This window comes from Streptomyces yerevanensis, assembly GCF_000716805.1.
Classification (GTDB): domain Bacteria; phylum Actinomycetota; class Actinomycetes; order Streptomycetales; family Streptomycetaceae; genus Streptomyces; species Streptomyces flaveus.
This window is the reverse complement of record NZ_JNWJ01000012.1, coordinates 47,982-71,606: the sequence shown is the minus strand read 5'-3', so window position 1 is coordinate 71,606 and position 23,625 is coordinate 47,982. Positions and strand designations below refer to the sequence as shown.

General features: G+C 68.2%; 20 protein-coding genes and 2 pseudogenes. 12 read left to right on the top strand and 10 right to left on the bottom strand.

Going from position 1 to position 23,625, the window contains the following annotated elements; genetic code table 11:
- Positions 1–77 precede the first annotated feature (77 nt).
- Positions 78–1,791: pseudogene (locus OP79_RS49720) on the top strand (nuclease/transposase family protein).
- Here the strand turns inward: OP79_RS49720 and OP79_RS51670 are convergent.
- Positions 1,788–2,051, bottom strand: a pseudogene (locus tag OP79_RS51670) (GNAT family N-acetyltransferase); the annotation flags it as partial. The pseudogenes OP79_RS49720 and OP79_RS51670 sit on opposite strands and share 4 nt — an antisense overlap.
- Positions 2,052–2,552: 501 nt before the next feature.
- Positions 2,553–3,023, bottom strand: a complete 471-nt coding sequence (locus OP79_RS14965; protein ID WP_033320676.1) for a GNAT family N-acetyltransferase — start codon at positions 3,021–3,023, stop codon at positions 2,553–2,555.
- A gap of 97 nt (positions 3,024–3,120) precedes the next feature.
- Here OP79_RS14965 and OP79_RS14960 point away from each other — a divergent pair, with 97 nt between their 5' ends.
- Positions 3,121–3,585 carry a MerR family transcriptional regulator gene (locus OP79_RS14960; protein ID WP_033320675.1) on the top strand — a complete coding sequence of 155 codons (465 nt, stop codon included), beginning with the start codon at positions 3,121–3,123 and terminating at the stop codon, positions 3,583–3,585.
- Positions 3,585–4,601: an aldo/keto reductase gene (locus OP79_RS14955; protein WP_033320674.1), complete on the top strand. Its 1,017-nt coding sequence runs from the start codon at positions 3,585–3,587 to the stop codon at positions 4,599–4,601. Before OP79_RS14960 ends, OP79_RS14955 begins: the two co-directional genes overlap by 1 nt.
- A gap of 42 nt (positions 4,602–4,643) precedes the next feature.
- Here the strand turns inward: OP79_RS14955 and OP79_RS14950 are convergent, their stop codons facing one another.
- The 5 genes from OP79_RS14950 to OP79_RS14930 all read right to left on the bottom strand — a co-directional run bounded on the left by OP79_RS14950 (position 4,644) and on the right by OP79_RS14930 (position 9,810).
- Positions 4,644–5,348: a response regulator gene (locus OP79_RS14950; protein ID WP_033320673.1), complete on the bottom strand. Its 705-nt coding sequence runs from the start codon at positions 5,346–5,348 to the stop codon at positions 4,644–4,646.
- The gene (locus OP79_RS14945) at positions 5,345–6,748 is read right to left on the bottom strand and encodes a sensor histidine kinase (protein WP_051744667.1); all 1,404 of its coding nucleotides are present in this window, start codon (positions 6,746–6,748) and stop codon (positions 5,345–5,347) included. The genes OP79_RS14950 and OP79_RS14945 overlap by 4 nt, the downstream gene beginning before the upstream one ends.
- 110 nt (positions 6,749–6,858) lie before the next feature.
- On the bottom strand, positions 6,859–7,722 hold the full coding sequence (locus tag OP79_RS14940) for a DUF4429 domain-containing protein (RefSeq protein ID WP_211270798.1): 864 nt from the start codon (positions 7,720–7,722) through the stop codon (positions 6,859–6,861).
- A 67-nt stretch (positions 7,723–7,789) separates the two neighbouring features.
- Entirely contained in the window at positions 7,790–9,010 is a 1,221-nt protein-coding gene (locus OP79_RS14935) for an alpha/beta hydrolase (RefSeq protein WP_033320672.1), read from the bottom strand.
- Positions 9,011–9,144: 134 nt separating this feature from the next.
- Positions 9,145–9,810 carry a TetR/AcrR family transcriptional regulator gene (locus tag OP79_RS14930; protein WP_051744666.1) on the bottom strand — a complete coding sequence of 222 codons (666 nt, stop codon included), beginning with the start codon at positions 9,808–9,810 and terminating at the stop codon, positions 9,145–9,147.
- A 175-nt stretch (positions 9,811–9,985) separates the two neighbouring features.
- Here OP79_RS14930 and OP79_RS14925 point away from each other — a divergent pair, with 175 nt between their 5' ends.
- Positions 9,986–11,608 carry an MFS transporter gene (locus OP79_RS14925; RefSeq protein ID WP_033320671.1) on the top strand — a complete coding sequence of 541 codons (1,623 nt, stop codon included), beginning with the start codon at positions 9,986–9,988 and terminating at the stop codon, positions 11,606–11,608.
- Positions 11,609–11,888: 280 nt separating this feature from the next.
- Positions 11,889–12,197: a hypothetical protein gene (locus OP79_RS14920; RefSeq protein ID WP_033320670.1), complete on the top strand. Its 309-nt coding sequence runs from the start codon at positions 11,889–11,891 to the stop codon at positions 12,195–12,197.
- A gap of 71 nt (positions 12,198–12,268) precedes the next feature.
- Here the strand turns inward: OP79_RS14920 and OP79_RS14915 are convergent, their stop codons facing one another.
- Together OP79_RS14915 and aceE are read right to left on the bottom strand one after the other, a co-directional pair.
- Positions 12,269–13,024, bottom strand: a complete 756-nt coding sequence (locus OP79_RS14915) for a potassium channel family protein (protein WP_033320669.1) — start codon at positions 13,022–13,024, stop codon at positions 12,269–12,271.
- A 369-nt stretch (positions 13,025–13,393) separates the two neighbouring features.
- Entirely contained in the window at positions 13,394–16,141 is a 2,748-nt protein-coding gene (gene aceE, locus OP79_RS14910) for a pyruvate dehydrogenase (acetyl-transferring), homodimeric type (protein WP_033320668.1), read from the bottom strand.
- A gap of 479 nt (positions 16,142–16,620) precedes the next feature.
- On the opposite strand from aceE, the gene OP79_RS14905 reads away from it, so the two are divergent.
- The 6 genes from OP79_RS14905 to OP79_RS14880 all read left to right on the top strand — a co-directional run bounded on the left by OP79_RS14905 (position 16,621) and on the right by OP79_RS14880 (position 21,348).
- Positions 16,621–17,058 carry a DUF3052 domain-containing protein gene (locus tag OP79_RS14905; RefSeq protein WP_033320667.1) on the top strand — a complete coding sequence of 146 codons (438 nt, stop codon included), beginning with the start codon at positions 16,621–16,623 and terminating at the stop codon, positions 17,056–17,058.
- A 378-nt stretch (positions 17,059–17,436) separates the two neighbouring features.
- Complete coding sequence (locus tag OP79_RS14900; RefSeq protein WP_033320666.1) at positions 17,437–17,895, top strand: peroxiredoxin; 459 nt, start codon at positions 17,437–17,439, stop codon at positions 17,893–17,895.
- A 113-nt stretch (positions 17,896–18,008) separates the two neighbouring features.
- Entirely contained in the window at positions 18,009–18,584 is a 576-nt protein-coding gene (locus tag OP79_RS14895) for a TerD family protein (protein WP_033320773.1), read from the top strand.
- Between the two features lie 125 nt (positions 18,585–18,709).
- A complete protein-coding gene (locus OP79_RS14890; protein WP_033320665.1) occupies positions 18,710–19,285 on the top strand; it encodes a TerD family protein in 576 nt (191 codons plus the stop codon).
- Positions 19,286–19,334: 49 nt separating this feature from the next.
- On the top strand, positions 19,335–20,480 hold the full coding sequence (locus tag OP79_RS14885; RefSeq protein WP_033320664.1) for a DUF475 domain-containing protein: 1,146 nt from the start codon (positions 19,335–19,337) through the stop codon (positions 20,478–20,480).
- A 127-nt stretch (positions 20,481–20,607) separates the two neighbouring features.
- On the top strand, positions 20,608–21,348 hold the full coding sequence (locus OP79_RS14880; RefSeq protein ID WP_033320663.1) for a TerD family protein: 741 nt from the start codon (positions 20,608–20,610) through the stop codon (positions 21,346–21,348).
- A 43-nt stretch (positions 21,349–21,391) separates the two neighbouring features.
- Here OP79_RS14880 and OP79_RS14875 read toward each other — a convergent pair whose 3' ends face one another.
- Positions 21,392–22,231, bottom strand: a complete 840-nt coding sequence (locus OP79_RS14875) for a TerD family protein (protein WP_033320662.1) — start codon at positions 22,229–22,231, stop codon at positions 21,392–21,394.
- Between the two features lie 205 nt (positions 22,232–22,436).
- Here OP79_RS14875 and OP79_RS14870 point away from each other — a divergent pair, with 205 nt between their 5' ends.
- Positions 22,437–23,603, top strand: a complete 1,167-nt coding sequence (locus OP79_RS14870) for an HpcH/HpaI aldolase/citrate lyase family protein (protein WP_033320661.1) — start codon at positions 22,437–22,439, stop codon at positions 23,601–23,603.
- Positions 23,604–23,625: the final 22 nt, after the last annotated feature.

The window sequence follows — 23,625 nt, the reverse complement described above, 5'->3', positions numbered from 1 at the left end:
GCACGAACATTCCGGTACGGGAACGGACGTTTCTGTCTCGAATGTGTGACCTTTGCGGATGGTGGTCGTTGGATGCGATGGCGGGGATCTTCGGGGCGGAGCCGGACGGAGGTGACGGGGTGGGCGGGCTGCGGGAGGTGGTGGCGCCGTTCGTGGCGCCCGGCCCTTCGGGGGTGGCGATCCGGGCCCGGCTGCGGCTGACGAAGACTGACACGGCCGTGCTGCGTGAGGTGGGGGTATTCCTCGGCTCGCTGGCGACCCAGGATCTCGCAGCCCGCTCCCGGCAGGGCCTGGAGCACGATGCCGCCGCATGGGCGGGGCGCAAGCGGGAGCTGACCGGGGCCTCGTCGGCGCGCTGGGCGGGCAGCATCACCAAGGCCACCCACGACCAGTGGGCGCTGACCCGGCGCGGCCAGATGGCCGAGATGGCCTGGCTGCGTGGGCAGATCGCATCGATCGAAGCCCGGCTGGCCCGCCCACTGGGCGCCAAGGCCAACAAGCGGGAGAGGCTTGTGCGCGGCTATGCCTCCCGATCCGAGTGGCATGCCAAGTCCCGCCGCCTGCATGCCCTCACGAACCGGCTGGCGGCGCTGGAGGCGGACTGGGCGGCAGGGAAGGTGCACGTGGTGCGCGGCGGCAAACGCCTCGCCCACCTGCGACACCACCTGCCCGAGGCCGGGCTGGACGAGGCCGGGTGGCGGCAGCGGTGGCAGGCGGCGCGGATGTTCCTGGCCGCCGACGGGGAGTCCGGCAAACGCTTCGGCAACGAGACCATCCGCATCACCGACACCGGACAGGTCACCCTCAAACTCCCGGCCCCGCTGGCCCATCTCGCCAACGCCCCACACGGCCGCTATGTGCTGAACGCGACCGTGACGTTCAAGCACCGGGGCGAGGAGTGGCGCGACCGGATCACCGCCAACCGGGCGGTGGCCTACCGCATCCACCACGACCCAGTACGCGGCCGCTGGTATGCAACGGCCGCCTGGCAGCGGGCCACCCACCGCCCCGGTGCTGCCGCTTCAGGCGGCCCTCGCCTCGGGCGTGGTCGGGGTGGACATGAACGACGACCACCTCGCCGCCTGGCACCTGGACACCCACGGCAACCCGGTCGGCGAGCCCCAGCGCTTCTTCTACGACCTGACCGGTACGGCCGCGCACCGCGATGCCCAGATCCGGCACGCGCTCACCCGGCTGCTGCACCACACCCGCCGCAGCGGCGCCGCCGCGATCGCGCTGGAGGACCTCGACTTCACCGACGGCACGTCCCGGGAGAAGCACGGCCGCAACAAACGCTTCCGCCGACTGATCTCCCGCTTCCCCACGGCCAAACTCAAGGCCCGGCTGGCGTCGATGGCCGCCGAGCAGAACATCACCGTCGTCGCGGTCGACCCGGCCTACACCAGCAAGTGGGGAGCCCAGCACTGGCAGAAGCCCCTGACCAGCACGAACCGCACGACCACTCGCCACGATGCGGCAGCCGTGGCGATCGGAAGGCGCGCCCTCGGGCATCCGATCCGGCTGGGGGTACCTCCCAGGCCCTTAAGGCACTGGGGGAGGACGGCACCGCCCCCACACGACCGGAGTGATCGTGTGGGGCATCGGACCGTCCAGGCCGGACCGGAAACCCGGCGGCGTGAGGAAACCCGCCCCCGCATTCCCGGACCACGCACCAGATGCGTGCCGCCCGGACGCGGAGCGAACGCGGGCGACCAGCATGCCCAACACCGTTCGGGGCACGCGGCTGAGCAACCGTCCTGGCACCAGGACCCACTCCCGCTCAGTCCTTAGGAACGGTCGGGCTTGCGTACGAAGCCCAGGGACGCGTTAGCGGCTCCGCCTCCGCGGAAGCGTTCAGGTCGACCTGCGCGGCACCTTTCTCGCGGAACCAGTCGAGAAGCGTCTCCATACACGCGCGGGCGTAACCGCGGCGCCGTGCGTCCGGGGCGGTGGCGACGCTGAACACGTACCCGACCGACCCGTGCGGGTTCCCGCCCGATCCGGTACTCGATAGTCCGCCCGCAGGATGCGCAGGCTGGTGCAGCCGGCCTTGGCCGCGGTGGCCAGCGCCTCACCGACAAGCTTCGCAGCGCTTCGGGAGTCGGCGGCCTTCCCGCGCCGCATCCGCACGGTGGCGATCATCGGCCGCGAACTGGGCGTGCAGATCGAGGCCAGCAGGGGATGCAGAGTGCGGATGCCCTTGAGCCAGCCGCACTCCGCGCCCTGCTCGGTGCGGCTGGCCTCGGCGTCCGCTGCTCCCGCGATGTTCTTCGCCCCGCTCAGCTTCACCTTGTCCGCCACCAGATGGGCGAGCCCGCACCGCTCGGCCAGCCGCATCACCGGGGCCAGCCCAGGATGCACGACCAGATTTGTGTCATCGAACGCGGCGGACACCGTTGAAACGGCAGGGGAAGATTGCATCTCGCGGGTGTCCTCCTGCTCTGTGGACGTGGAACCGTAGGAAGTCCCATCGTCCCAGTTCAGAGGGTATCCGCGTCTTCATGCCCAAGACATGGACCGGCTATTTCCGGGTGGATCGAGGCTAAGCCCGCTCAGAGCGTCAGCCGCATCGACGGGTCCGGCTTACGCACGAAACCCAGCGACGCGTACAGCGGCTCGGCCTCGGCGGAGGCGTTCAGATCGACGTGGGCGGCGCCCTTCTCGCGGAACCAGTCGAGGAGGCTCTCCATGCACGCGCGCGCGTACCCACGGCGCCGCGTGTCCGGGTCGGTGGCCACGCTGAAGACGTGCCCCACGCAGCCGTGCGGATTGTCCGCCCGCCCGATCCGGTACTCGATGGTCCCGACGACGAGCGCCGCGAGCGCGTCCGGCCGGTCGGGGTGGTCGACGACGAAGGCCGCGAAGTCCCCGTCCGCATCGGCGAGTCTGACGCGTACGGTGGGCAGGGACTCGGCGTGCCACTCGGTTGAACCGTCCGCGGTGAAGACCGAGTCGACCATCACCTGACGCAGCCGGAGCACTTCCTCCGCGTCCTCGACCGTGGCACGTCGTACGAGACTCATGTCCTGCACGCTAACCACCGCGCTCACGTCACGTCCTCCGGTTTTCTCACCGTATTCGCTTGCTTGGAGCGCACTCCAAGGTTTTAGCGTGGGGGCCATGACGGTGATGGAGACCACGAGTACTACCAGGACCGACAGTTGCGCCGGCCCGCGGCAGGTCGACCGACGCCCGGACGGACAGGACAAGTACACGATCAGCGAGGTCGTCGCCTTCACCGGCCTCACGGCGCACACCCTGCGCTGGTACGAGCGGATCGGGCTGATGCCGCACATCGACCGCTCCCACACCGGGCAGCGCCGCTACAGCAACCGTGACCTGGACTGGCTCGACCTCGTCGGCAAGCTCCGGCTGACCGGCATGCCGGTCGCCGACATGGTGCGGTACGCGGAGCTGGTGCGCGAGGGCGACCACACCTATGGCGACCGCTTCGAGCTCCTGAAGGCGACTCGGGAGGACGTCCTGTCCCGGATCGCCGAACTCCAGGACACGCTCGCGGTACTCGACCGCAAGATCAATTTCTACGCGGACGCTGGGCGTGCCCTGGCGTCGGAGAGGTCCTGATGACGGACAGCAAGATCGCGAAGGTGGAACTCGGCACGGGCGGCCCCGAGGTCGGTGTACAGGGCCTCGGCTGCATGGGGATGAGCTTCGCGTACGGCCCGACGGACGCCGACGAGGCACGGGCCACCCTGGAGCGTGCGCTGGAACTGGGCGTGACGCACTACGACACCGCCGATGCCTACGGCCGGGGCGAGAACGAGAAGTTCCTCTCGCCGTTCTTCAAGGCCCACCGCGACGAGGTCGTCATCGCGACGAAGTTCGCCCTGTCGGTCCCGCCGGACGAGCCGACGAAGCGCATCATCCGCAATGACCCGCCGTACATCCGCCAGGCCGTGGAGGCGAGCCTGAAGCGGCTGGACGTCGACGTGATCGACCTCTACTACATGCACCGGCGTGACCCGAACATCCCCATCGAGGAGACCGTCGGCGTCATGGCCGAGCTGGTGCGCGAGGGCAAGGTCAAACACCTCGGGCTGAGCGAGGTCACGGGCGGCGAGCTGCGCGCGGCGCAGGCCGTGCATCCGATCGCGGCCGTGCAGTCGGAGTGGTCATTGTTCAGCCGAGACATCGAGGCCGGTGTCGTACCGGCCGCCCGTGAGCTGGGCGTGGCCCTGGTGCCGTACTCGCCGCTCGGCCGCGGCTTCCTCACGGGCTCCTTCGCCAACGCCGAGAAGGACCTGACCGCCGACGACTTCCGCCGTCAGCAGCCCCGCTTCACGGGCGAGAACGCGGCCGCGAACGTCGCCCTCCTCGAGCCGATACGGGCGGTCGCCGACTCCCACAGCGCCTCGCTCGGGCAGATCGCGCTGGCGTGGGTGCAGCAGCAGGCGGCGACGCACGGGCTGCCGGTCGTACCGATCCCGGGCACCCGCAAGCGCAGCCGCATCGAGGAGAACGCGGCCGCCACCCGCATCGTCCTCGGCGAGGAGGACATGGCCCTGCTGGAGCCGATCGCCTCCAAGGTGGCCGGAAACCGGTACGCCGACATGGCGTTCACCTCCGCCGGCCGGGAGTGAGCCCAAGCCGGCGGTGAACCCGCTGGTCATGCCCCGACGGCCCTATCGGTCGCCGGGCGTGACCAGCCCCGACTCATAGGCGAAGATCACAGCCTGTGCGCGGTCGCGGAGGTCCAGCTTCGCCAGTACGCGGCCTATGTGGGTCTTCACCGTCTGCTCGGCCAGCACCAGGTGGTCCGCTATCTCCTGGTTGGACAGCCCGCGGGCGACCAGTTCCAGCACCTCCGTCTCACGCGGCGTCAGGCCCTCCAGCTGAACGGCGGGTCTTCTGCGTGGGGCGGGGCGCTGCTGCGCGAAGTCGGCGATCAGACGGCGCGTCACCTTCGGGGCGAGCAACGCGTCCCCGGCGGCCACCACGCGGACCGCCGCGATCAGATCGGCGGGCGGCGCATCCTTGAGCAGGAACCCGGAGGCTCCGGCGCGCAGCGCCTCGTACACATAATCGTCCGCGTCGAAGGTGGTGAGCATCAGCACCTTCGGCCGGCTCACGGCATCCTCGTGGTCCATGTAGTCCTTGTGGTCCTCCTGCGGGTCCAGCAGGATGCGCGCCGCGGCCAGGCCGTCCATCTCCGGCATCCGTACGTCCATGAGGACTACGTCGGGACGCGTGCCACGGGCCAGCTCGACGCCCTTTCTGCCGTCCGCCGCCTCGCCCACCACGTCGATATCGCTCTGCGCTGCCAACAGGGCCGCGAAACCGGCGCGGACCATGGCCTGGTCGTCGACGATGATCACGCGGATGGTCATGAAGTGCCGGGCTCCTTTGCGGTCTCCAAGGACCCCACGGGCTCCTCCGCGGACGACGAGGGCTCGGCCACCGGCAGCCGGGCCGCGACCCGGAATCCACCATCCGGCAGTGGTCCGACATCCAGCGTGCCGCCGACCAGCCGGACGCGCTCGCCCATGCCGACCAGTCCGTGCCCGGTGCCGCTCGACTCCAGGCCCGAAACCGGCTTCGCCGCGGGCCCGTTGACGACGAGCACCGTCAGATGCCGGCCGTCGGTGGACAGCGACACCTGGGTGGGGGCGCCGGGGGCATGCCGTACCACGTTCGACAGGGCCTCCTGCACGATGCGGTACGCGGACAGGTCCACGGCCGGTGACACCTTCGCCCATTCCTTCTCGTCCTTCTCGAGAACCGGCTTCGGAAGCGACAGCTCGACCGGGACACCGCCGCGTCTGGTGGCCTCGACGAGCTGGCGCAGTTTGTCCAGGCCCGGCTGCGGGGCCCGCTCGTCCCGCGCGTCCTCACTGCGCAGCACCTCGAGGAGCCGCCGCATCTCGCCCAGCGAGTCCCGGGCGCCGACGGCTATCGATTCGAACTCCCTCCGTATGTCGTCGGAGACGCCGCTGAGCCGGTACGGCGCGGAGTCCGCCTGGACCGATATCACCGTCATGTGATGGGCCACCACGTCGTGCAGCTCCCTTGCGATACGGGCCCGTTCCTCCAGGAGCGTGCGCCGGGCGCGCTCGGTCTCGCTGATCGTCTCCTGCTCGACGAGCCGCCGCCGGGTCTCGCCGCGCTCGCGTATCAGGGTGCCCAGCAGCAGTGCGGCACCGCTGAGGACGATCATCAGCACGCTGGTGTCCTGGCTGTCAGGGGCCCGGACCCCGCCCAGCACGAGGCTCGCGGCCACGGTGGCCCCCCAGACACCGATCACGGTGCGGCGTGGCTCGCGCAGGGAGAGCGCCAGGCACAGCACCAGATAGCCCACGATGACCATGGCGGTGAAGGGAGAGGGCCGACCGTCGTCATGCTTCAGCAGCACGAACGCTCCGATGAGGTCCGCCACGAAGACGATCCACCACGCGGTCAGCGGTCGGCTCACGGCCAGCAGCAGAGGTGCGGCCTGAGCGAACCCGAGGGCGCCTGACAGACCGTCGTTCACCCCATAGTCGCTCCCCAGGACCTGGGCCGTGACCGGAACCAGGACGGCGGCGAAGCCCAGCACGATCACATACGGCAGCCGCCGCATCCAGCGCTTGGGCGCCTGCGCGAGGAGAGGCTCGGCCGCACCGCTGGACGGGACGAAGGCCGTCGCGGCCTCACGCAGCGAGGCGAGCGCACGGTACCGCACCCCGTGCCCGGACCGCTCTTCGGCCGGTGCGCGGGGCTCCTGACCGGGAGGAGTCGCTGCATTGCTCATGGCCTGATCAGCGTAGGCGCGAAGATCCCCTCACCGCGTCCTACCTGAGAGCCGGGCCGCACCTCATACCCAGGTACGACCGGTATGACGACGAGCCACCACACGACCCGTCACAACTCCGCCAGCAACTCCGCCTTCTTCGACGTGAACTCCTCGTCCGTCACCAGCCCCGCCTGGTGCAGCTCCCCGAGGTGCCGGATCCGGTCGGCGATGTCCGCGGGGTCGCGGTGCCGGGCGGACGGGGCGCCGTCGCTCTTCGCAGGGGGCCCGGCCGCGCGTACCGCCGCGAGGACCGAGGCCGCGAAGGGCAGCGACTCGTGCACGGGCCCGTAACCGAGGCCGAAGACGACCGCCGCCGGGTCCTGGTCGGCCTGCGCGGGCTGGGCGTAGGACGGTTCGCGGTGCAGCAGCCGCAGATGGCCCTCGAAGACCTCGGGCGAGCGCCACTCGACGCCGCTCAGCTCCGAGATCGCGAAACTCTGGTCGCCCGCCTTCCACTTGGCGGACGAGGCGCCCGTCCAGAACCACCGGAAGGACACCGACTTGCCGTCGAAGGACGCCTTCCCGTCGTACGCCTTGAACTGCAGCGGCGCCTCGGGCGGGTCCACCAGATAACGCTCCGCCACGGCCGCGTCATCGGGGACGAGTTGGGCCCGCAGCTCGTCGGCGTAGTACTCGGCGAGCGTCTCGCGATCGCCGGGGAGCACCAGACGGTAGGGATCGCATGCTTCCTTGAGCTGTCCCGCCGCCGCCTCCATCAGCGGGTCCGCGCCCGGTCTCGGTTCGGCGCGCAGGACGACCGTCCCGCGTTTGCCGGGGGTCAGCGTCACCGCCGCAATCGCCTCGATGGGGATACGGCGTTCGCCGAGCGTCTGGAACAGCTTCGGCGTACGGATCCCCCGTTCGAAGCGGATGAGCACGGAGTCGGACTCGAACTCCCAGGCGGCATGCAATCCGGCCAGTACGTCACCCATGCGGGCCATCGTATGCGCCATGCGCTTTCTCGTCCCCTCCCCGTGCGAACCGCGGTTTCTTCGTCCTCTACGCGCGTCCGGCTTCAGCCATGTCGGACAAACCCTTCTGGCACACGTCATCCTCGTGTGCGCAGCTCACCGCGCGGTACGCGCCAACACCGATCTCGGCGAAGTTGCGCAGGCTCTCCGTACCCGGCTCGAAATAGCCGCCGTGGCCCTTCGCGCCCCATGCGGACAGCACCCGCGCCCCGAACCCCGAGGACACCGGATCGGCCCCGTGACCGAGCCAGCCGACCTCCATGTACGGCACGTCCTGGATCCAGTCGTCGGAGTCCCGCGTGGCCCACACCCGCGCGGAGGTGTGCAGTTGCCCGGCGTTCGCGACCCGCATCCCGGGGCTGCCCGCGACCGCGATGTCGGAGACCCGGGACGGCAGCGCGTCCGCGGCGACGCCGCAGACCACGGAGCCGTAGCTGTGGCAGTACAGCGCGATGGGTGAGCGGCCGGGCAGCGTCCGTACGAGTGTGTTGAGCCGGACCGCGCCCTCCTCGGCGCGTACGCCGGTGGCCGCGTCCATGCCGAGCCCGCTGGGCGCCGTGTAGTCGGCCCAGGCGATCACGGCCGTACGCGTATTCGGGCTGGCCGAACGCTCTTCCAGGTACAGCGACCTCGCCATGCCGACGGGTGCGGAGAACTCGCGGTCGGTGCGCTGGAAGTTCAGTACGTCGGTGTCGACGCCCGGAACGACGACCGAGACGCGCTGTGCCTTGCCCAGGTCTCCGAAGACCTCGGCGATCCGACCCGCGCCCAGCGGGTCGAAGGCGAGGATCTGACGGTCCTTTTGCAGCAGGTCCTCGTAACGGTGCATACGGCGGCCCGCCTCGTGCTGACCCGCGGGCGAGAGCCGTTCGTCGTACATGCGCTTTCGCTCGGTCCTGCGTGCTTCGTCGAGCGCGATGCGGTTGGCGCGGTACCGGAGTTTCACCGGCGCCCCGTTCATGTTGCCGACCGCGAGCGGATAGCGGGCGGCGAGCCGGTGGCGCTGCTGGACGTCGAGCGAGGCGAAGAAGCGGGCGAGGCGGGCCGGCGCGGAGTCCGGGTCCGGCAGCTCACGTCCGCCGATGCCGCCGCGTTCCCAGGCGGAGAGGGAGGCCTCGAGCGGTGTCGCCGCGGCTCTGTGGTTGCGTACGACGGTCCAGCCGGTGGTCGCCAGCATGACGAAGACGACGGCCAGAGCGAGGAGAGCGCGCCAGACGTTGAGTTGGGGAGGGGAGTCGAAGGAAGTCACTGGGAGGACACACTAAGAGAACAAGAGTGTCTCGCGTTAACCGAGTGAGGGGGATCACGTTTCTTGTCGGGTAATTGGGTCAATCCGGGCTCAGTGGGAGTTAAAGCGTCACGCTGTGTGTAGGAACTGAAGCGTCACGCCGGGCCTTTGCCTCTTTTGCCTTGTATGTTCCAGTCCTTGGTCAACGCGGGCCCCACCTGGTCGAGGTAAGCGGTGGTCAGCGTGCGAATCGCCTCGACGCTGAGGTCCCCGCCCGTGCTCCACAGCCGCCCGGTCACCCGCATCACCCCGCTGAACACGGCCACCGCCACCCGCGGTCGCGGATCGGCGTCCACGTCCAGGCCCTCACGCTCGGCGATCAGTCGTGCGAGCTTCTCCTCCAAGTCCGCGGTGCGGCGCAGATGGACGGCGAGCAGGGCGGGCGTCGACTCGATCAGCTGGAAGGTGCGCATGTGCAGTTCGACCGGTATGACGCTCTCGACGGTCTCGTTCAGGGTGTCCCAGTTCTCCAGGACGGCCCGGCGCAGCGCCTCCAACGGGCTCTCGTGGGGCGGGCGCTCGCGCACCAGGTCGAGGAAGTGCGCCTCCGTCATCTCCAGGACGGCGAACGCGGCCTCCTCCTTGCCCGCGAAGTAACGGAAGAACGTGCGCTGTGACACATCGACGGCTTCGGTGATCTCGTCGACGGTCGTCCGCTCGTACCCCTTGTCCGTGAACAGTTCCAGGGCGGCCCGCACCAGCGCGTCCCTGGTCCGCTGCTTCTTGCGCTCGCGCAGCCCGGGTCGGGGCAGCGTGTCCATGGGCCCTCCCTTCCGGACTGTCTGAGCTGTCCGAACTGTTCGCACCAAGCCTTGTTCGCTCCGAAGCCTTGCCCAAGCCTTTTTGTCCGGCTCACCCTATCGATGAGTGACGTGACAGTTACCGACTTGTGAATCGATTCGTCAAGTGTCAGTGACTGTCGTTAGCCTTGAACGCATGACTAGTCAGACCACTGTCGACAAGACGGGCTCGGGGGACAAGACGCCAGTCGTCCCGTCGGATCGGACAACGGACCGGGGGCTTCGCGGCCACCCCTGGTTGACCCTCATCACCGTGGCCGTGGGCGTCATGATGGTCGCCCTCGACGGCACCATCGTGGCCATCGCCAACCCGGCTATCGCCACGGACCTGGGCGCCACCTTCGCCGACGTCCAGTGGATCACCAACGCGTACTTCCTCGCGCTCGCCGTCACGCTGATCACGGCGGGCAAGCTCGGCGACCGGTTCGGACACCGGCAGACCTTCCTCATAGGCGTCGTGGGTTTCGCGGTGGCCTCGGGTGTCATCGGGATGTCCAGCTCCATCGCCATGGTCATCACGTTCCGTGTCTTCCAGGGCCTGTTCGGCGCGCTGCTGATGCCGGCCGCGCTCGGACTGCTGCGGGCCACCTTCCCCGCCGAGAAGCTGAACATGGCCATCGGCATCTGGGGCATGGTGATCGGCGCCTCCACCGCGGGCGGCCCGATCCTCGGCGGCGTGCTCGTCGAGAACGTCAACTGGCAGTCCGTCTTCTTCATCAACGTCCCCGTCGGCATCCTGGCCGTCGTACTCGGCGTGGTGATCCTCACCGACCACCGCGCCGAGAACGCGCCGCGCTCCTTCGACGTGCTCGGCATCGGGCTGTTGTCCGGCGCCATGTTCTGCCTGGTCTGGGCGCTCATCAAGGCCCCGGAGTGGGGCTGGGGCGACGGTATGACCTGGACGTTCCTAGGCATCTCCGTGCTCGGCTTCGCCCTGTTCGCGGTCTGGGAGACGAAGGTCAGGGAACCGCTCATCCCGCTGGCCCTGTTCCGTTCCGTACCGCTCTCGGCCGGTGTGGTCCTGATGGTGCTCATGGCCATCGCCTTCATGGGCGGCCTCTTCTTCGTCACCTTCTACTTGCAGAACGTGCACGGCATGAGCCCCATCGACGCGGGCCTGCACCTGCTGCCGCTCACCGGCATGATGATCGTCGGCTCGCCTCTCGCGGGTGCCATGATCACCAAGGTGGGGCCACGCATCCCGCTCGCGGGCGGCATGGCGTGCACGGCCATCGCCATGTACGGCATGTCGACGCTGGAGAAGGGCACCGGCAGCGGCGTCATGTCGATCTGGTTCGCCCTCCTCGGCCTCGGACTCGCGCCCGTCATGGTCGGCGCGACCGAGGTCATCGTGGGCAACGCGCCGATGGAGCTCTCCGGTGTCGCCGGCGGTCTCCAGCAGGCGGCCATGCAGATCGGCGGCAGCCTCGGTACGGCGGTCCTCGGCGCCGTGATGGCCTCCAAGGTCGACAACGACCTCGCGGGCAACTGGGCGGACGCCAAGCTTCCGCCGCTCTCCGAGGCCCAGCTCCACCAGGCCTCCGAGGCGGTCCAGGTCGGCGCCGCGCCGGTGCCGCCGGACACTCCGGCCCCGATCGCCGAGAAGATCACGGAAGTCGCCCACGACACGTTCATCTCCGGCATGAGCCTGGCCAGCCTGGTCGCCGCCGGGGTCGCCGCCGCCGCGGTCCTCGTCGCCTTCCTCACCAAACGCGGCGCCAACGCGGATGCGGCGGGTCCGGGGGCGGGGCACATCTAGGCAGTCGTCCGCCGTGTCTGACGCCCCGTCGGGTACACCCAGCGGGGCGTTCGCCTATCAGGGTGACAGGTGTCCGTACGACTTTCGTACGGTCCTTGCGGCGGCCAGAGTGGTTCAACTGATCCGTACGCCACGGCAGTCGGGCCAGGCCGCGGCGCGCCGCCGGAGGGGGATGGCGCGCCGCGGATCCAACTCTGGTCCCAGAGAGCAGGTCTAGGGATGACGAACCGGGGTACTCGCCGCATCGAGCCCGAACCGGCAGCGAAAGTCCAGGGAGTTGATGATGGCGGGCTTCGGACACACCACGCGCAAGCACCCCCGCTCACGGGGCCGGACGTGGCATCGGAGTGGGCCGGATCGCGCGACGCTCGGAATCATCGGAGCCATCTGCGCGGTCGCCGGCTTCTTCACACTGGGCATCATTCTCGGCCCGGTGGCGATCGCCTGCGGCTGGCTCGCCATGGGACGCAGCTGGAGCGGCGCCCGCCCGGTACCGGCACTGATCGCCGTGGTGCTGGGCACGATCGACACGGTCCTGGCGATCGTCTGGCTCGCCGGGACAGGGACCCCCGCGGCCGGAATGTTCTGATCCGCGGTCCGCGGGACGTGAGGGAGCCCCGCGCTCCGTCAGGGGCGCGGGCGGTCACCTGTATACGAGCCCTATGTACGGCTCTTCTCGGGGACCTTCCCTGAAGAATCGGACAGCGCGGCGACCTGGGCGCGCAGTGCCCGTACCTCCTCCGCGAGGGCTTCGATCGCGGCCGTCTGCCGTCGCTCCTCCACGTCGTCCGACTCGAAGCGGGCGATGAACCAGGCCGCGATATTGGCGGTGACGACACCGAGCAGGGCGATCCCGGAGAGCATCAGACCGACCGCGATCATGCGGCCGAGGCCGGTCGTCGGTGCGTGGTCGCCGTAGCCGACGGTCGTCATGGTGGTGAACGACCACCACACCGCGTCACCCATCGACTTGATGTTGCCGTCCGGCGACTCCCGTTCGACGGACAGCACGGCGAGTGAGCCGAACATCATCAGCGCGACCACGGCACCCGCGACGTACGTGGTGAGCCGGATCTGTGTGGCCATCCTGGCCCGCTGCCCGACGAGCAGCACCGTGGCCACGACCCGGAGCAGCCGTAGCGGCTGGACCAGCGGCAGCAGTACGGCGCACAGGTCGAGCCAGTGCGTGCGCACGAACTCACGCCGTCGCTCGGTCAGTACGAGCCGTACGAGGTAGTCGAGGGAGAAGGCTCCCCACACGACCCACTCCACTACCTCGCACGCTTTTGTCACGGCCTGACTGGCGTCGGGCCAGATGATCGGCACCGCGTAGGCGGCGGCGAACACCACCGCCAGCCCCATCAGCGGCTGCTGAGTGCGCCGCTCCCAACGATGTTGTGCCGATCGCTCGTCCATACCATGTGCCTCCGGCGGTTGGGCGGCTGCGGGTTGACTGTGGCTGGTCGCGCAGTTCCCCGCGCCCCTGGGTGGGTGGTGGGTGCGGGGCCGCGGTCCGGTGCGTCAGCCCGTCGCAGGGCGGGCGTACGACCCGGTGTTGGTACACGGTCCTGGTTCTCCGAGACCGAACCTACGCGACGGGCATACGACGCACCGGCCCACGGCCCCTCCCGCCGGTGGGAGGGAGCGGGTTTCGTTGTGGCTGGTGAGCATGATGGCGGACGGTTCCGGGAGCGCCCCTTTTAGGGGCGTGGGGAACTGCGCGACCAGCCACAACGGACCTGCAGTCAAGGAACGGACCTTGGAAACCCCCTCCAAGCGATGCGCTTACGCGTCGCCGCCTGCGGCGCCCGGATCCGCTGCCGAGACATCCAGCAGCTGGTACCGGTCGACGGCCTGCTTGAGGGCCGAGCGATCGACCTTCCCCTCGCGGGCGAGCTCCGTGAGGACCGCGACCACGATCGACTGGGCGTCGATGTGGAAGAAACGGCGAGCCGCGCCGCGGGTGTCCGCGAAGCCGAAGCCGTCCGCGCCCAGGGACTGGTACGTACCGGGCACCCAGCGCGAGATCTGATCCGGAACCGACCGCATCCAGTCGGAAACCGCCACGAACGGCCCCTCGGCATCCGACAACTTCCGCGTCACATATGGAACGCGCTGCTCCTCCTCGGGATGCAGAAGGTTGTGCTGCTCCACTTCCACGGCCTCGCGCCGCAGCTCGTTCCAGGAGGTCGCCGACCAGACGTCCGCCTTGACGTTCCATTCCTCGGCGAGGATCTTCTGCGCCTCGACGGCCCACGGCACCGCTACACCGGACGCCATGATCTGCGCCGGAATGGAGCCCGAAGTACCTGCCGAGAAGCGGTGGATGCCCTTGAGGATGCCCTCGACGTCCACACTCGCAGGTTCGGCCGGGTGCTGGATCGGCTCGTTGTAGACGGTGAGGTAGTAGAAGACGTCCTCGCCGTGCGGGTGCTCCTCGGAGGAGCCGTACATCCGGCGCAGCCCGTCCCGCACGATGTGCGCGATCTCGAACCCGTAGGCCGGGTCGTACGCGACACAGCCAGGGTTCGTCGAGGCCAGCAACTGCGAGTGTCCGTCCGCGTGTTGCAGACCCTCACCGGTCAGCGTCGTACGCCCGGCGGTCGCACCCAGTACGAATCCGCGTGCCAACTGGTCGGCCATCTGCCAGAACTGGTCACCGGTGCGCTGGAAACCGAACATCGAGTAGAAGACATACACCGGGATCAGCGGCTCGCCGTGTGTCGCGTACGCCGAACCCGCCGCGATCAGCGAGGCCGTACAGCCCGCCTCGGAGATGCCGTCGTGCAGCATCTGCCCGGTCGGCGACTCCTTGTACGCGAGCAGCAGGTCGCGGTCGACGGCCTCGTACTGCTGGCCAAGCGGGTTGTAGATCTTCGCACTCGGGAAGAACGAGTCCATGCCGAACGTGCGGTACTCGTCCGGCGCGATCAGCACGAACCGCTTGCCGATCTCCTTGTCCCGCATGAGGTCCTTCAGTAGCCGTACGAACGCCATGGTCGTGGCGATCGACTGCTGACCGGAACCCTTCTTCACACTCGCGTACGTCTTGTCCTCGGGCAGCGCGAGCGGCTTCGAGCGCACGACGCGGGTCGGGACGTATCCGCCCAGTCCCTTGCGGCGGTCGTGCATGTACTGGATCTCCTCCGAGTCGCGGCCCGGGTGGTAGTACGGCGGTGCGCCGGACTCCAGCTCCTTGTCCGAGATCGGCAGGTGCAGGCGGTCGCGGAAGCCCTTGAGATCGGCGACCGTCAGTTTCTTCATCTGGTGCGTGGCGTTACGGCCCTCGAAGTTCGGGCCGAGCGTCCAGCCCTTGACGGTCTGCGCGAGGATCACGGTCGGCTGGCCGGTGTGTGCCTTGGCCGCCGCGTACGCCGCGTAGACCTTCTTGTGGTCGTGACCGCCGCGCCCGAGGTGCAGGATCTGGTCGTCGGTCATGTTCTCGACCATAGCCCGCAGCCGGTGGTCGTCACCGAAGAAGTGCTGACGGATGTACGCACCGGTCTCGGTGGCGTACGTCTGGAACTGGCCGTCAGGCGTGGTGTTCAGCCTGTTGACCAGCACACCGTCGCGGTCCTGGGCGAGCAGCGGGTCCCACGTGCGGTCCCAGACCAGCTTGATGACGTTCCAGCCGGCGCCCCGGAACTGCGACTCCAGCTCCTGGATGATCTTGCCGTTGCCGCGCACCGGGCCGTCGAGCCGCTGGAGGTTGCAGTTGACGACGAAGGTCAGGTTGTCCAGGCCCTCGCGCGCGGCGATGGACAGCTGGCCGAGCGACTCCGGCTCGTCCATCTCGCCGTCGCCGAGGAAGGCCCATACGTGGGACTTGGAGGTGTCCGCGATGCCGCGTGCCTCCATGTAGCGGTTCATCCGCGCCTGGAAGATCGCGCCCAGCGGGCCGAGACCCATGGAGACGGTCGGGAACTCCCAGAAGTCCGGCATCGAGCGGGGGTGCGGGTAGCTGGACAGGCCGTCCGGATACTTCGACTTCTCCTGGCGGAAGCCGTCGAGCTGCCGCTCGGAGAGGCGGTCCAGCATGAAGGCGCGCGCATAGATGCCCGGCGAGGCGTGCCCCTGGAAGAAGACCTGGTCGCCGCCGTCGCCCTCGTCCTTGCCGCGGAAGAAGTGGTTGAAGCCCACGTCGTACAGCGAGGCGGAGGAGGCGAAGGTGGCGATGTGGCCGCCGACGCCGATGCCGGGCCGCTGGGCCCGCGAGACCATGACCGCGGCGTTCCACCGGGTCGCGTTCAGGATCTTGCGCTCGATCTCCTCGTTGCCGGGGAAGAACGGCTCGTCCTTGGTCGCGATGGTGTTGACGTAGTCCGTGCTGCGCATCTCGGGCACGGCCACGCGCTTCTCGCGGGCCCGCTCGATCAGACGCAGCATCAGATACCGGGCTCGCTCCCGGCCGCGCTGGTCGACAGCGGCATCGAGGGAATCGAGCCACTCCTGGGTCTCTTCGGGATCGAAGTCAGGTACCTGACTCGGAAGGCCGCCAATGATGATCGGGTTGCGATCGGGTCCGGAAGCCACGCTGTTCCTTCGCTTTCAGGGAGGCCGTTCTTCTCGGTTTTTCTTGGTTCTTGCTCGGTGTTGTCGTCGGCGTTCTCGCCGTTGCCCTTGAGGGCCGCACCGGTCCCCATCGTGTACCTCGGAAACGGAAACGTCACCTCTACCGAGGGGTAACCAGCACGTTCGCGCGGTTCTCCGGGGGAGGGTTCCGGCAAATCGCAACGATACGCCCGACCCGTAACGCGTTCCGCAAAGCCATTCGAGTCCCGTACCCTCATAGGGTTCCGAAATTCACAAAGCGGGCAGATCGCTGTGGTGTGCGTCACCTGGGGCCATGATTGGCTGTCTGGGGTTGCGGCGACACCGCCAGGATCGTCACCGTTTCGGCGGTCTCGACGGCCGGGTACTTGCGCGATCCGTCCCGCCCGTGTGGACTACGGCCAATGCTTCGCGCACGCGCGTGGCTTGAACCTTTACCAAACATGATCAGGAGGCAACCCGTGAGCGCGACCGCGGACCACGCGGAGGAGCGGACGAGCCTGGCCGCCAGGCTGGGATTCCAGCCCGAGCAGGTGGTCCAGGAGATCGGCTTCGACGACGACGTCGACCAGGAGCTCCGCGAGGCCATCGAGGAAGTCATTGGCAGCGAGCTCGTGGACGAGGAGTACGACGACGTCGCAGACGCCGTGGTGCTCTGGTTCCGTGACGACGACGGCGACCTGACGGATGCGCTGGTGGATGCCACCACGTACGTCGAAGAGGGCGGCGCCATTCTGCTGCTGACGCCGAAGACCGGCCGTGACGGCTACGTGGAGGCCAGCGACATCGCCGAAGCCGCGACGACCGCGGGGCTGTCCCAGACCAAGAGCATCAGCGTGGGCAAGGACTGGAGTGGCAGCCGGTTGGCTACGCCCAAGGCGGCCAAGTCGAAGAGGTGACGCTGCCGCTGGGCCGAACGTTCTCGTAGTACCGGAGGGGCTCGCTTGCGCGAGCCCCTCCGGGGTTTTAGGGCCTGTGTGGGGTTGTGATCTGGATCAGGGAGCGGGGCGTGGTGCGTGCGATCGCAAGGCGCCGGAAGGCCCTCGATGGGGGTCCCCCCGCTCGAGCGAAGCCGAGAGTGGGGGAGGAGCTACTAGGGCATTTCGGTAACGCGGCGAGTGTGCGTGCCACGCCCCGCGAGCCCAGATCACAACCCCACACAGGCCCTACGGGCCCACAGCCGAGAAACGACCCACTCGAGGGGGCCTGGGGGCGCAGCCCCGGTGATCGTAAGGTGGGGTCTGCCCGACGAACCCCCAGGAAGGGATGGCAGGACCATGGCGATCGAGGTTGGGACCAAGGCGCCGGAGTTCGAGTTGAAGGACAACCACGGGGCCACCGTGACGCTCTCCCGGTTCCGCGGAGCGAAGAACGTGGTGTTGCTCTTCTATCCCTTCGCCTTCACCGGCGTGTGCACCGGCGAGCTGTGTGCCCTGCGCGACAACCTGCCGAAGTTCTCCGAGCGCGACACCCAGCTGCTCGCCGTGTCCAACGACTCCATCCACACGCTGCGCGTCTTCGGCGAGCAGGAGGAACTGGAGTACCCGCTGCTGTCCGACTTCTGGCCGCACGGCGAGGTCTCGCGCGCGTACGGCGTCTTCGACGAGGACAAGGGCTGCGCGGTGCGCGGGACCTTCATCATCGACAAGGAGGGCGTCGTCCGCTGGACCGTCGTGAACGGGCTGCCGGACGCGCGTGACCTGAACGAGTACGTGAAGGCGCTGGACACTCTGTGATTCTTCGGGCGCAGGGCCTGCGTCAACAGGGAACCCCTCACTAGGATCGACACGTTGATCCGATAGCAACGCACTACGGGGCACCCCGCCCCTGGACACGAATGGGAGGACTCGTGGGAGTCAGCCTCAGCAAGGGCGGCAACGTATCGCTTTCCAAGGAGGCGCCTGGCCTTACCGCGGTCATCGTCGGTCTGGGGTGGGACGTCCGCACCACCACCGGCACCGACTTCGACCTCGACGCCAGCGCCATCCTGACGAATGCGGAGGGCAAGGTCAGCAGCGACGCCAACTTCGTGTTCTTCAACAACCTCAAGAGCCAGGACGGCTCGGTCGAGCACACCGGTGACAACCTCACCGGTGAGGGTGAGGGCGACGACGAGCAGATCAAGGTCAATCTCGCCGGTGTGCCGGCGGACGTGGAGAAGATCGTGTTCCCGGTCTCGATCTACGACGCCGAGAACCGCCAGCAGTCGTTCGGCCAGGTCCGCAACGCGTTCATCCGCGTGGTGAACCAGGCGGGCGGCGCGGAGATCGCGCGGTACGACCTCTCCGAGGACGCCTCGACGGAGACCGCGATGGTCTTCGGCGAGCTGTACCGTCACGGCGCGGAGTGGAAGTTCCGTGCCATCGGCCAGGGCTACGCCTCGGGCCTGCGCGGCATCGCGCAGGACTTCGGCGTCAACGTCTGAGCTTTTTCGGTTCCTGTCGCAGAAGGCAGGACCTACCGCTTCACCTCCCGTCCGGCGTCGCACACCACTAGTGCGGCGCCGGACGCGCTCGACAACTGAAGGCTTGACCGGGGAGGAACAGGAACATGGGCGTCACGCTCGCCAAGGGGGGCAATGTCTCCCTCTCCAAGGCCGCACCGAACCTCACGCAGGTGTTGATCGGGCTCGGCTGGGATGCGCGCTCCACCACCGGAGCCGACTTCGACCTCGACGCCAGCGCACTGCTGTGCAACTCGGGGAGGGTGCTCGGCGACGAGTGGTTCATCTTCTACAACCAGCTCAAGAGTCCGGACGGCTCGGTCGAGCACACCGGGGACAACCTCACGGGTGAGGGCGAGGGAGACGACGAGTCCATCCTGATCGACCTCTCCAAGGTGCCCGCCAACGTCGACAAGATCATCTTCCCGGTCTCGATCCACGACGCCGACAACCGCGGCCAGACCTTCGGCCAGGTCAGCAACGCCTTCATCCGCGTCGTCAACCAGGCCGACGGCCAGGAACTGGCTCGCTACGACCTCTCCGAGGACGCCTCCACGGAGACCGCGATGATCTTCGGCGAGGTCTACCGATATGGCGCGGAATGGAAGTTCCGAGCCGTGGGACAGGGGTACGCGTCGGGGCTGCGGGGCATCGCTCTAGACTTCGGAGTCAACGTTTCGTAAAGCCGCGCGCGGCGCGGGGGAGACCCGTACACAGATGATTGGGTAGCCAGTGGTTCTGAAAACCTTCGGCTGGTCGTTCGCGGTCACCGCGCTCGGCTTGGTCGCAGCGGTGCTGTTCGGCGGATGGGGCGCGTTCGGGGTCGTGCTGATCCTTTCCATCCTCGAGATCTCGCTGTCCTTCGACAACGCGGTGGTCAACGCCGGAATCCTGAAGAAGATGAACGCCTTCTGGCAGAAGATCTTCCTCACCGTCGGCATTCTGATCGCCGTCTTCGGAATGCGGCTGGTCTTCCCCGTGGTGATCGTGGCGGTCAGCGCCTCGCTCGGCCCCATCGAGGCCGTCGACCTGGCGCTGAACAACCCGGACCGCTATGAGGAGTTGGTGACCGACGCCCATCCGTCGATCGCGGCCTTCGGCGGCATGTTCCTGCTGATGATCTTCCTCGACTTCATCTTCGAGGACCGTGACATCAAGTGGCTGGGCTGGCTCGAGCGTCCGCTGGCCAAGCTCGGCAAGGTCGACATGCTCTCGGCCTGCATCGCACTGATCGTCCTGCTGGGCGTCTCGCTGACCTTCGCCAAGAACGCGCACCTGCACGCCGGGCACGCCGACAAGGCGGAAACGGTGCTGCTCTCCGGCGTCGCCGGTCTCATCACATACATGGTGGTGGGCGGTCTCTCCGGCTTCTTCGAGAATCGGCTCGAGGAATCGGAAGAGCGCGAGCACGAGGCCGAGGAGGAGGCCAAGAAGGCCGGCAAGCCGGTCTCCGCGGTGGCGATGGCCGGCAAAGCGGCCTTCTTCATGTTCCTCTACCTGGAGGTCCTGGACGCCTCGTTCTCCTTCGACGGTGTCATCGGCGCCTTCGCCATCACCAACGACATCGTGCTGATGGCGCTCGGCCTCGGTATCGGTGCCATGTACGTCCGGTCGCTCACCGTCTACCTGGTCCGCGAGGGCACGCTTGACGACTACGTCTACCTGGAGCACGGCGCGCACTACGCGATCGGCGCGCTCGCCGCGATCCTGCTGATCACCATCCAGTACGAGATCAACGAGATCATCACCGGTCTCATCGGCGTCGTCCTGATCGGCTGGTCCTTCTGGTCCTCGGTCCGCCGCAACCGCGCACTGGCGGCAGCCGAGGGAAAAGCTGACGCCTCGGACGACAAGGCAGAAGTCTCGTCCGGGGTGTGACACCCCTCCCGGTGAGGAACGCTTTGAGGCGGGGCGGCCACGAGGAAGTCCTCATGGCCGCCCCGTCGTCGTATCCGTTGTATTCGTCTGTTGTTCGTCGGGGTGAACACCTAACCGTGGGGGTGGAATGAGCTTCTGGGACGGTCTGTGGCGTGGGGGACGATCGACGCAGTTCGATTCGGGGAGCGCGGCGACCAACGCCATCACGCTGACCAAGCGGAACCAGTCGGTCTCGCTCACCAAACAGGGCGCGGCCACCGGTAATCTGCGTATCAACCTGTCCTGGCGGATGCGCACCTCCGACATAGGCGGCGGCCGGCGCAGCAGCCTGCTGCGTCACCCCTTCCAGGCGTTCAAGCCCGAAGTGGTGCAGGCGCACACCGAGAGCATGGTCAACGTCGACCTCGACCTGGGGTGCCTGTACGAGCTGACGGACGGCACCAAGGGCGTCGTACAGCCGCTGGGCAGCTTCTACGGAGAGCTCAACGGACCGCCGTACGTGAAACTCAGCGGCGACGACCGCTTCGGCTCGGGCTCGGGCGAGACGATCTTCATCAACCTCGACCATCGGGAGCAGATCAAGCGGCTCCTGGTCTTCGTCTACATCTACGACCAGACCCCGGCCTTCGACCGTACGCACGCCATCGTGACCCTCTACCCGAGCAACGGCCCGCGGATCGAGGTCGGCCTCGACGAGCGCCACCCGCAGGCCCGTTCCTGCGCGGTGGTCATGATCGAGAACGTCAAGAACGAGCTGATCGTGCGGCGTGAGGTGAAGTTCGTGTACGGGTTCCAGGCCGAACTCGACCGGCTGTACGGGTGGGGGCTTCAGTGGGGCCGCGGTTACAAGGCGAAGGCCGACCGTTGAGCACCGCTCTCCTGAAACGGGTGTGCCGACCCCGAAGCCCTGCTCACCGCCCGACGAACTGCGGTCCCTGCGGCGGCAGCCTGAACTCCGGGTCGGGCATGGCCGGGACCGGATGCGGATAGCCGTACGCGGGCTGGGCGGTCGCCGCGGCGGGCTGGGGCGGTGCGGCTTGCGGATAGGCGTACGAGCCAGGGGAGGCCGGCTGCGGATAGCCGTACGCCGGCTGGGTCGCGGACTCCGGGGGGTAGCCGTAGGCGGGCTGCGCGGGTTGCTGGGGCAGACCGGGGGCGGCGGGCTGCTCGGGCGGCAGCGGCGCCGAGTTGCCCGCGGACGCGGGCTCGGACTCGTCCACCTCGATTCCGAAGTCGCCCGCCAGACCCTCGATGCCGTTCGCATAGCCCTCGCCGAGCGCCCGGAACTTCCAGCCCTCCCCGCGCCGGTACAGCTCACCGCAGATCAGCGCGGTCTCCTCGCCGGTCTCCGGCTTGATGTCGAAGTACGCCAGCGGCTCACCGTCCGCGAGGGCGGCGTCGTACAGCAGGATCCGCAGGGCGCGGACGCGGTCGAAGGTCTTGCCGTCCGCCGAGGCGACCAGGAGGATCCGCGTCACGGCCTTTTCGACACCCGCCAGATCCGACTGGATCGTGTCGGTGAGCCCCTCGGCGACCCGCTTCTTGCCGAGCCGCCAGACCTTGCCCGAGGGGTGGCGGGGCTGGTTGTAGAAGACGAAGTCCTCGTCGGATCGCACACGATCGTCGGGCCCGAGGAGCAGCGCCGAGGCGTCCACCTCGGGAACGCCCTGCCCCGGCGCCCAGCGCAGCACGGACCGTACCGCCTTGGCGTTCAGCGGTACGTTCGACCCCTTCAGCATCGCGTGCGTCATGCGGTCATCCTGCCTTCTCAGTCTTGGTCACGACAATGCGGGGTGCGCCCCGGCCCGTTCGGTGTGAGGCTGGAGGATATGGCTGTGTTCGGCTGTGTTCATCTGCGTAACCTGAATTTCATGCCGGGTGGGAACCCCGGACATGGGTCTCTACGTACTATTACCGGCCACATATCGTCAGGCCTCAGCCGCCCCGGGGAGTCTCATGCGTCATTTCGGGCACATCGCTCCGGAGGTGCGGCAGCGCCTCTTCCATCAGGAACCCTGCGTCTTCACCGCGGAATCCCCGGCCCGGATGCTCTCCGTGGCCCTCGGCGCCACGCTGTACAGCCCCGCGACCAGACCGCGGCTGGCCGAGGACATCGTGAAGCAGATCGACCGCGGCGTCGTCTCGATGGTGCTGTGCCTGGAGGACTCCATAGACGACTCGGAGGTTCCGGGCGCCGAGGAGAACCTGGTCCGGCAGTTCGGGGTCCTGGCTGATAGCTGTCCGGATACGGAGCTGCCGCTGCTGTTCGTCCGCGTCCGTACGCCGGAGCAGATCCCGGACCTCGTCCAGCGGCTCGGCGGCTCGGCCCGGCTGCTGTCCGGTTTCGTACTGCCGAAGTTCACCGAAGAGCGGGGCGTGCCGTTCCTGGAGGCGCTCACCGCGGCCGAGGCCGCGAGCGGGCGGCGGCTGTTCGCCATGCCCGTCCTCGAATCGCCGGACCTGCTGTACCGCGAGTCGCGCGTGGACACCCTCGCGGGAATCTTCCGCGCTGTCGACAAGTACCGCGACCGGGTCCTCGCACTCAGGCTCGGCGTCACCGACTTCTGCTCCTCGTACGGGCTGCGCCGGGCGCCCGACATGACCGCGTACGACGTACAGATCGTGGCCTCCGTGATCGCCGACGTGGTGAACGTGCTGGGACGGGCCGACGGCACCGGATTCACGGTGACGGGGCCCGTGTGGGAGTACTTCCGGGTCCAGGAGCGCATGTTCAAGCCGCAGCTGCGCCGCAGCCCCTTCACCCCGGAGGCCGAGGACCTGCGCAACGCACTGATCGAGCACGACATGGACGGGCTGCTGCGCGAGATCTCCCTCGACCGCGCCAACGGTCTGCTCGGCAAGACCTGCATCCACCCCTCGCACGTACTGCCCGTGCACGCCCTCTCCGTGGTCAGCCACGAGGAGTACAGCGACGCCCAGGACATACTGCGTCCGGAGCGTGGCGGCGGAGGCGTCCTGCGGTCCGCGTACACGAACAAGATGAACGAGGTGAAGCCGCACCGCGCCTGGGCCGAGCGCACCCTGCAGCGCGCCGAGGTCTTCGGCGTCGCGAACGAGGACATCGGCTTCGTGGAGCTGCTCGCCGCCGGGCTGCCCGGCTGACCGGTCTGCCCGGCCGAGCACA

What these genes read in the sequence shown, in the direction of transcription:
- OP79_RS14965 (WP_033320676.1), bottom strand. Translation starts at nt 3,023, where the DNA reads ATGAGTCTCGTACGACGTGCCACGGTCGAGGACGCGGAGGAAGTGCTC.
- OP79_RS14960 (WP_033320675.1), top strand. Translation starts at nt 3,121, where the DNA reads ATGACGGTGATGGAGACCACGAGTACTACCAGGACCGACAGTTGCGCC.
- OP79_RS14955 (WP_033320674.1), top strand. Translation starts at nt 3,585, where the DNA reads ATGACGGACAGCAAGATCGCGAAGGTGGAACTCGGCACGGGCGGCCCC.
- OP79_RS14950 (WP_033320673.1), bottom strand. Translation starts at nt 5,348, where the DNA reads ATGACCATCCGCGTGATCATCGTCGACGACCAGGCCATGGTCCGCGCC.
- OP79_RS14945 (WP_051744667.1), bottom strand. Translation starts at nt 6,748, where the DNA reads ATGAGCAATGCAGCGACTCCTCCCGGTCAGGAGCCCCGCGCACCGGCC.
- OP79_RS14940 (WP_211270798.1), bottom strand. Translation starts at nt 7,722, where the DNA reads ATGGGTGACGTACTGGCCGGATTGCATGCCGCCTGGGAGTTCGAGTCC.
- OP79_RS14930 (WP_051744666.1), bottom strand. Translation starts at nt 9,810, where the DNA reads ATGGACACGCTGCCCCGACCCGGGCTGCGCGAGCGCAAGAAGCAGCGG.
- OP79_RS14925 (WP_033320671.1), top strand. Translation starts at nt 9,986, where the DNA reads ATGACTAGTCAGACCACTGTCGACAAGACGGGCTCGGGGGACAAGACG.
- OP79_RS14920 (WP_033320670.1), top strand. Translation starts at nt 11,889, where the DNA reads ATGATGGCGGGCTTCGGACACACCACGCGCAAGCACCCCCGCTCACGG.
- OP79_RS14915 (WP_033320669.1), bottom strand. Translation starts at nt 13,024, where the DNA reads ATGGACGAGCGATCGGCACAACATCGTTGGGAGCGGCGCACTCAGCAG.
- OP79_RS14900 (WP_033320666.1), top strand. Translation starts at nt 17,437, where the DNA reads ATGGCGATCGAGGTTGGGACCAAGGCGCCGGAGTTCGAGTTGAAGGAC.
- OP79_RS14890 (WP_033320665.1), top strand. Translation starts at nt 18,710, where the DNA reads ATGGGCGTCACGCTCGCCAAGGGGGGCAATGTCTCCCTCTCCAAGGCC.
- OP79_RS14880 (WP_033320663.1), top strand. Translation starts at nt 20,608, where the DNA reads ATGAGCTTCTGGGACGGTCTGTGGCGTGGGGGACGATCGACGCAGTTC.
- OP79_RS14875 (WP_033320662.1), bottom strand. Translation starts at nt 22,231, where the DNA reads ATGACGCACGCGATGCTGAAGGGGTCGAACGTACCGCTGAACGCCAAG.
- OP79_RS14870 (WP_033320661.1), top strand. Translation starts at nt 22,437, where the DNA reads ATGCGTCATTTCGGGCACATCGCTCCGGAGGTGCGGCAGCGCCTCTTC.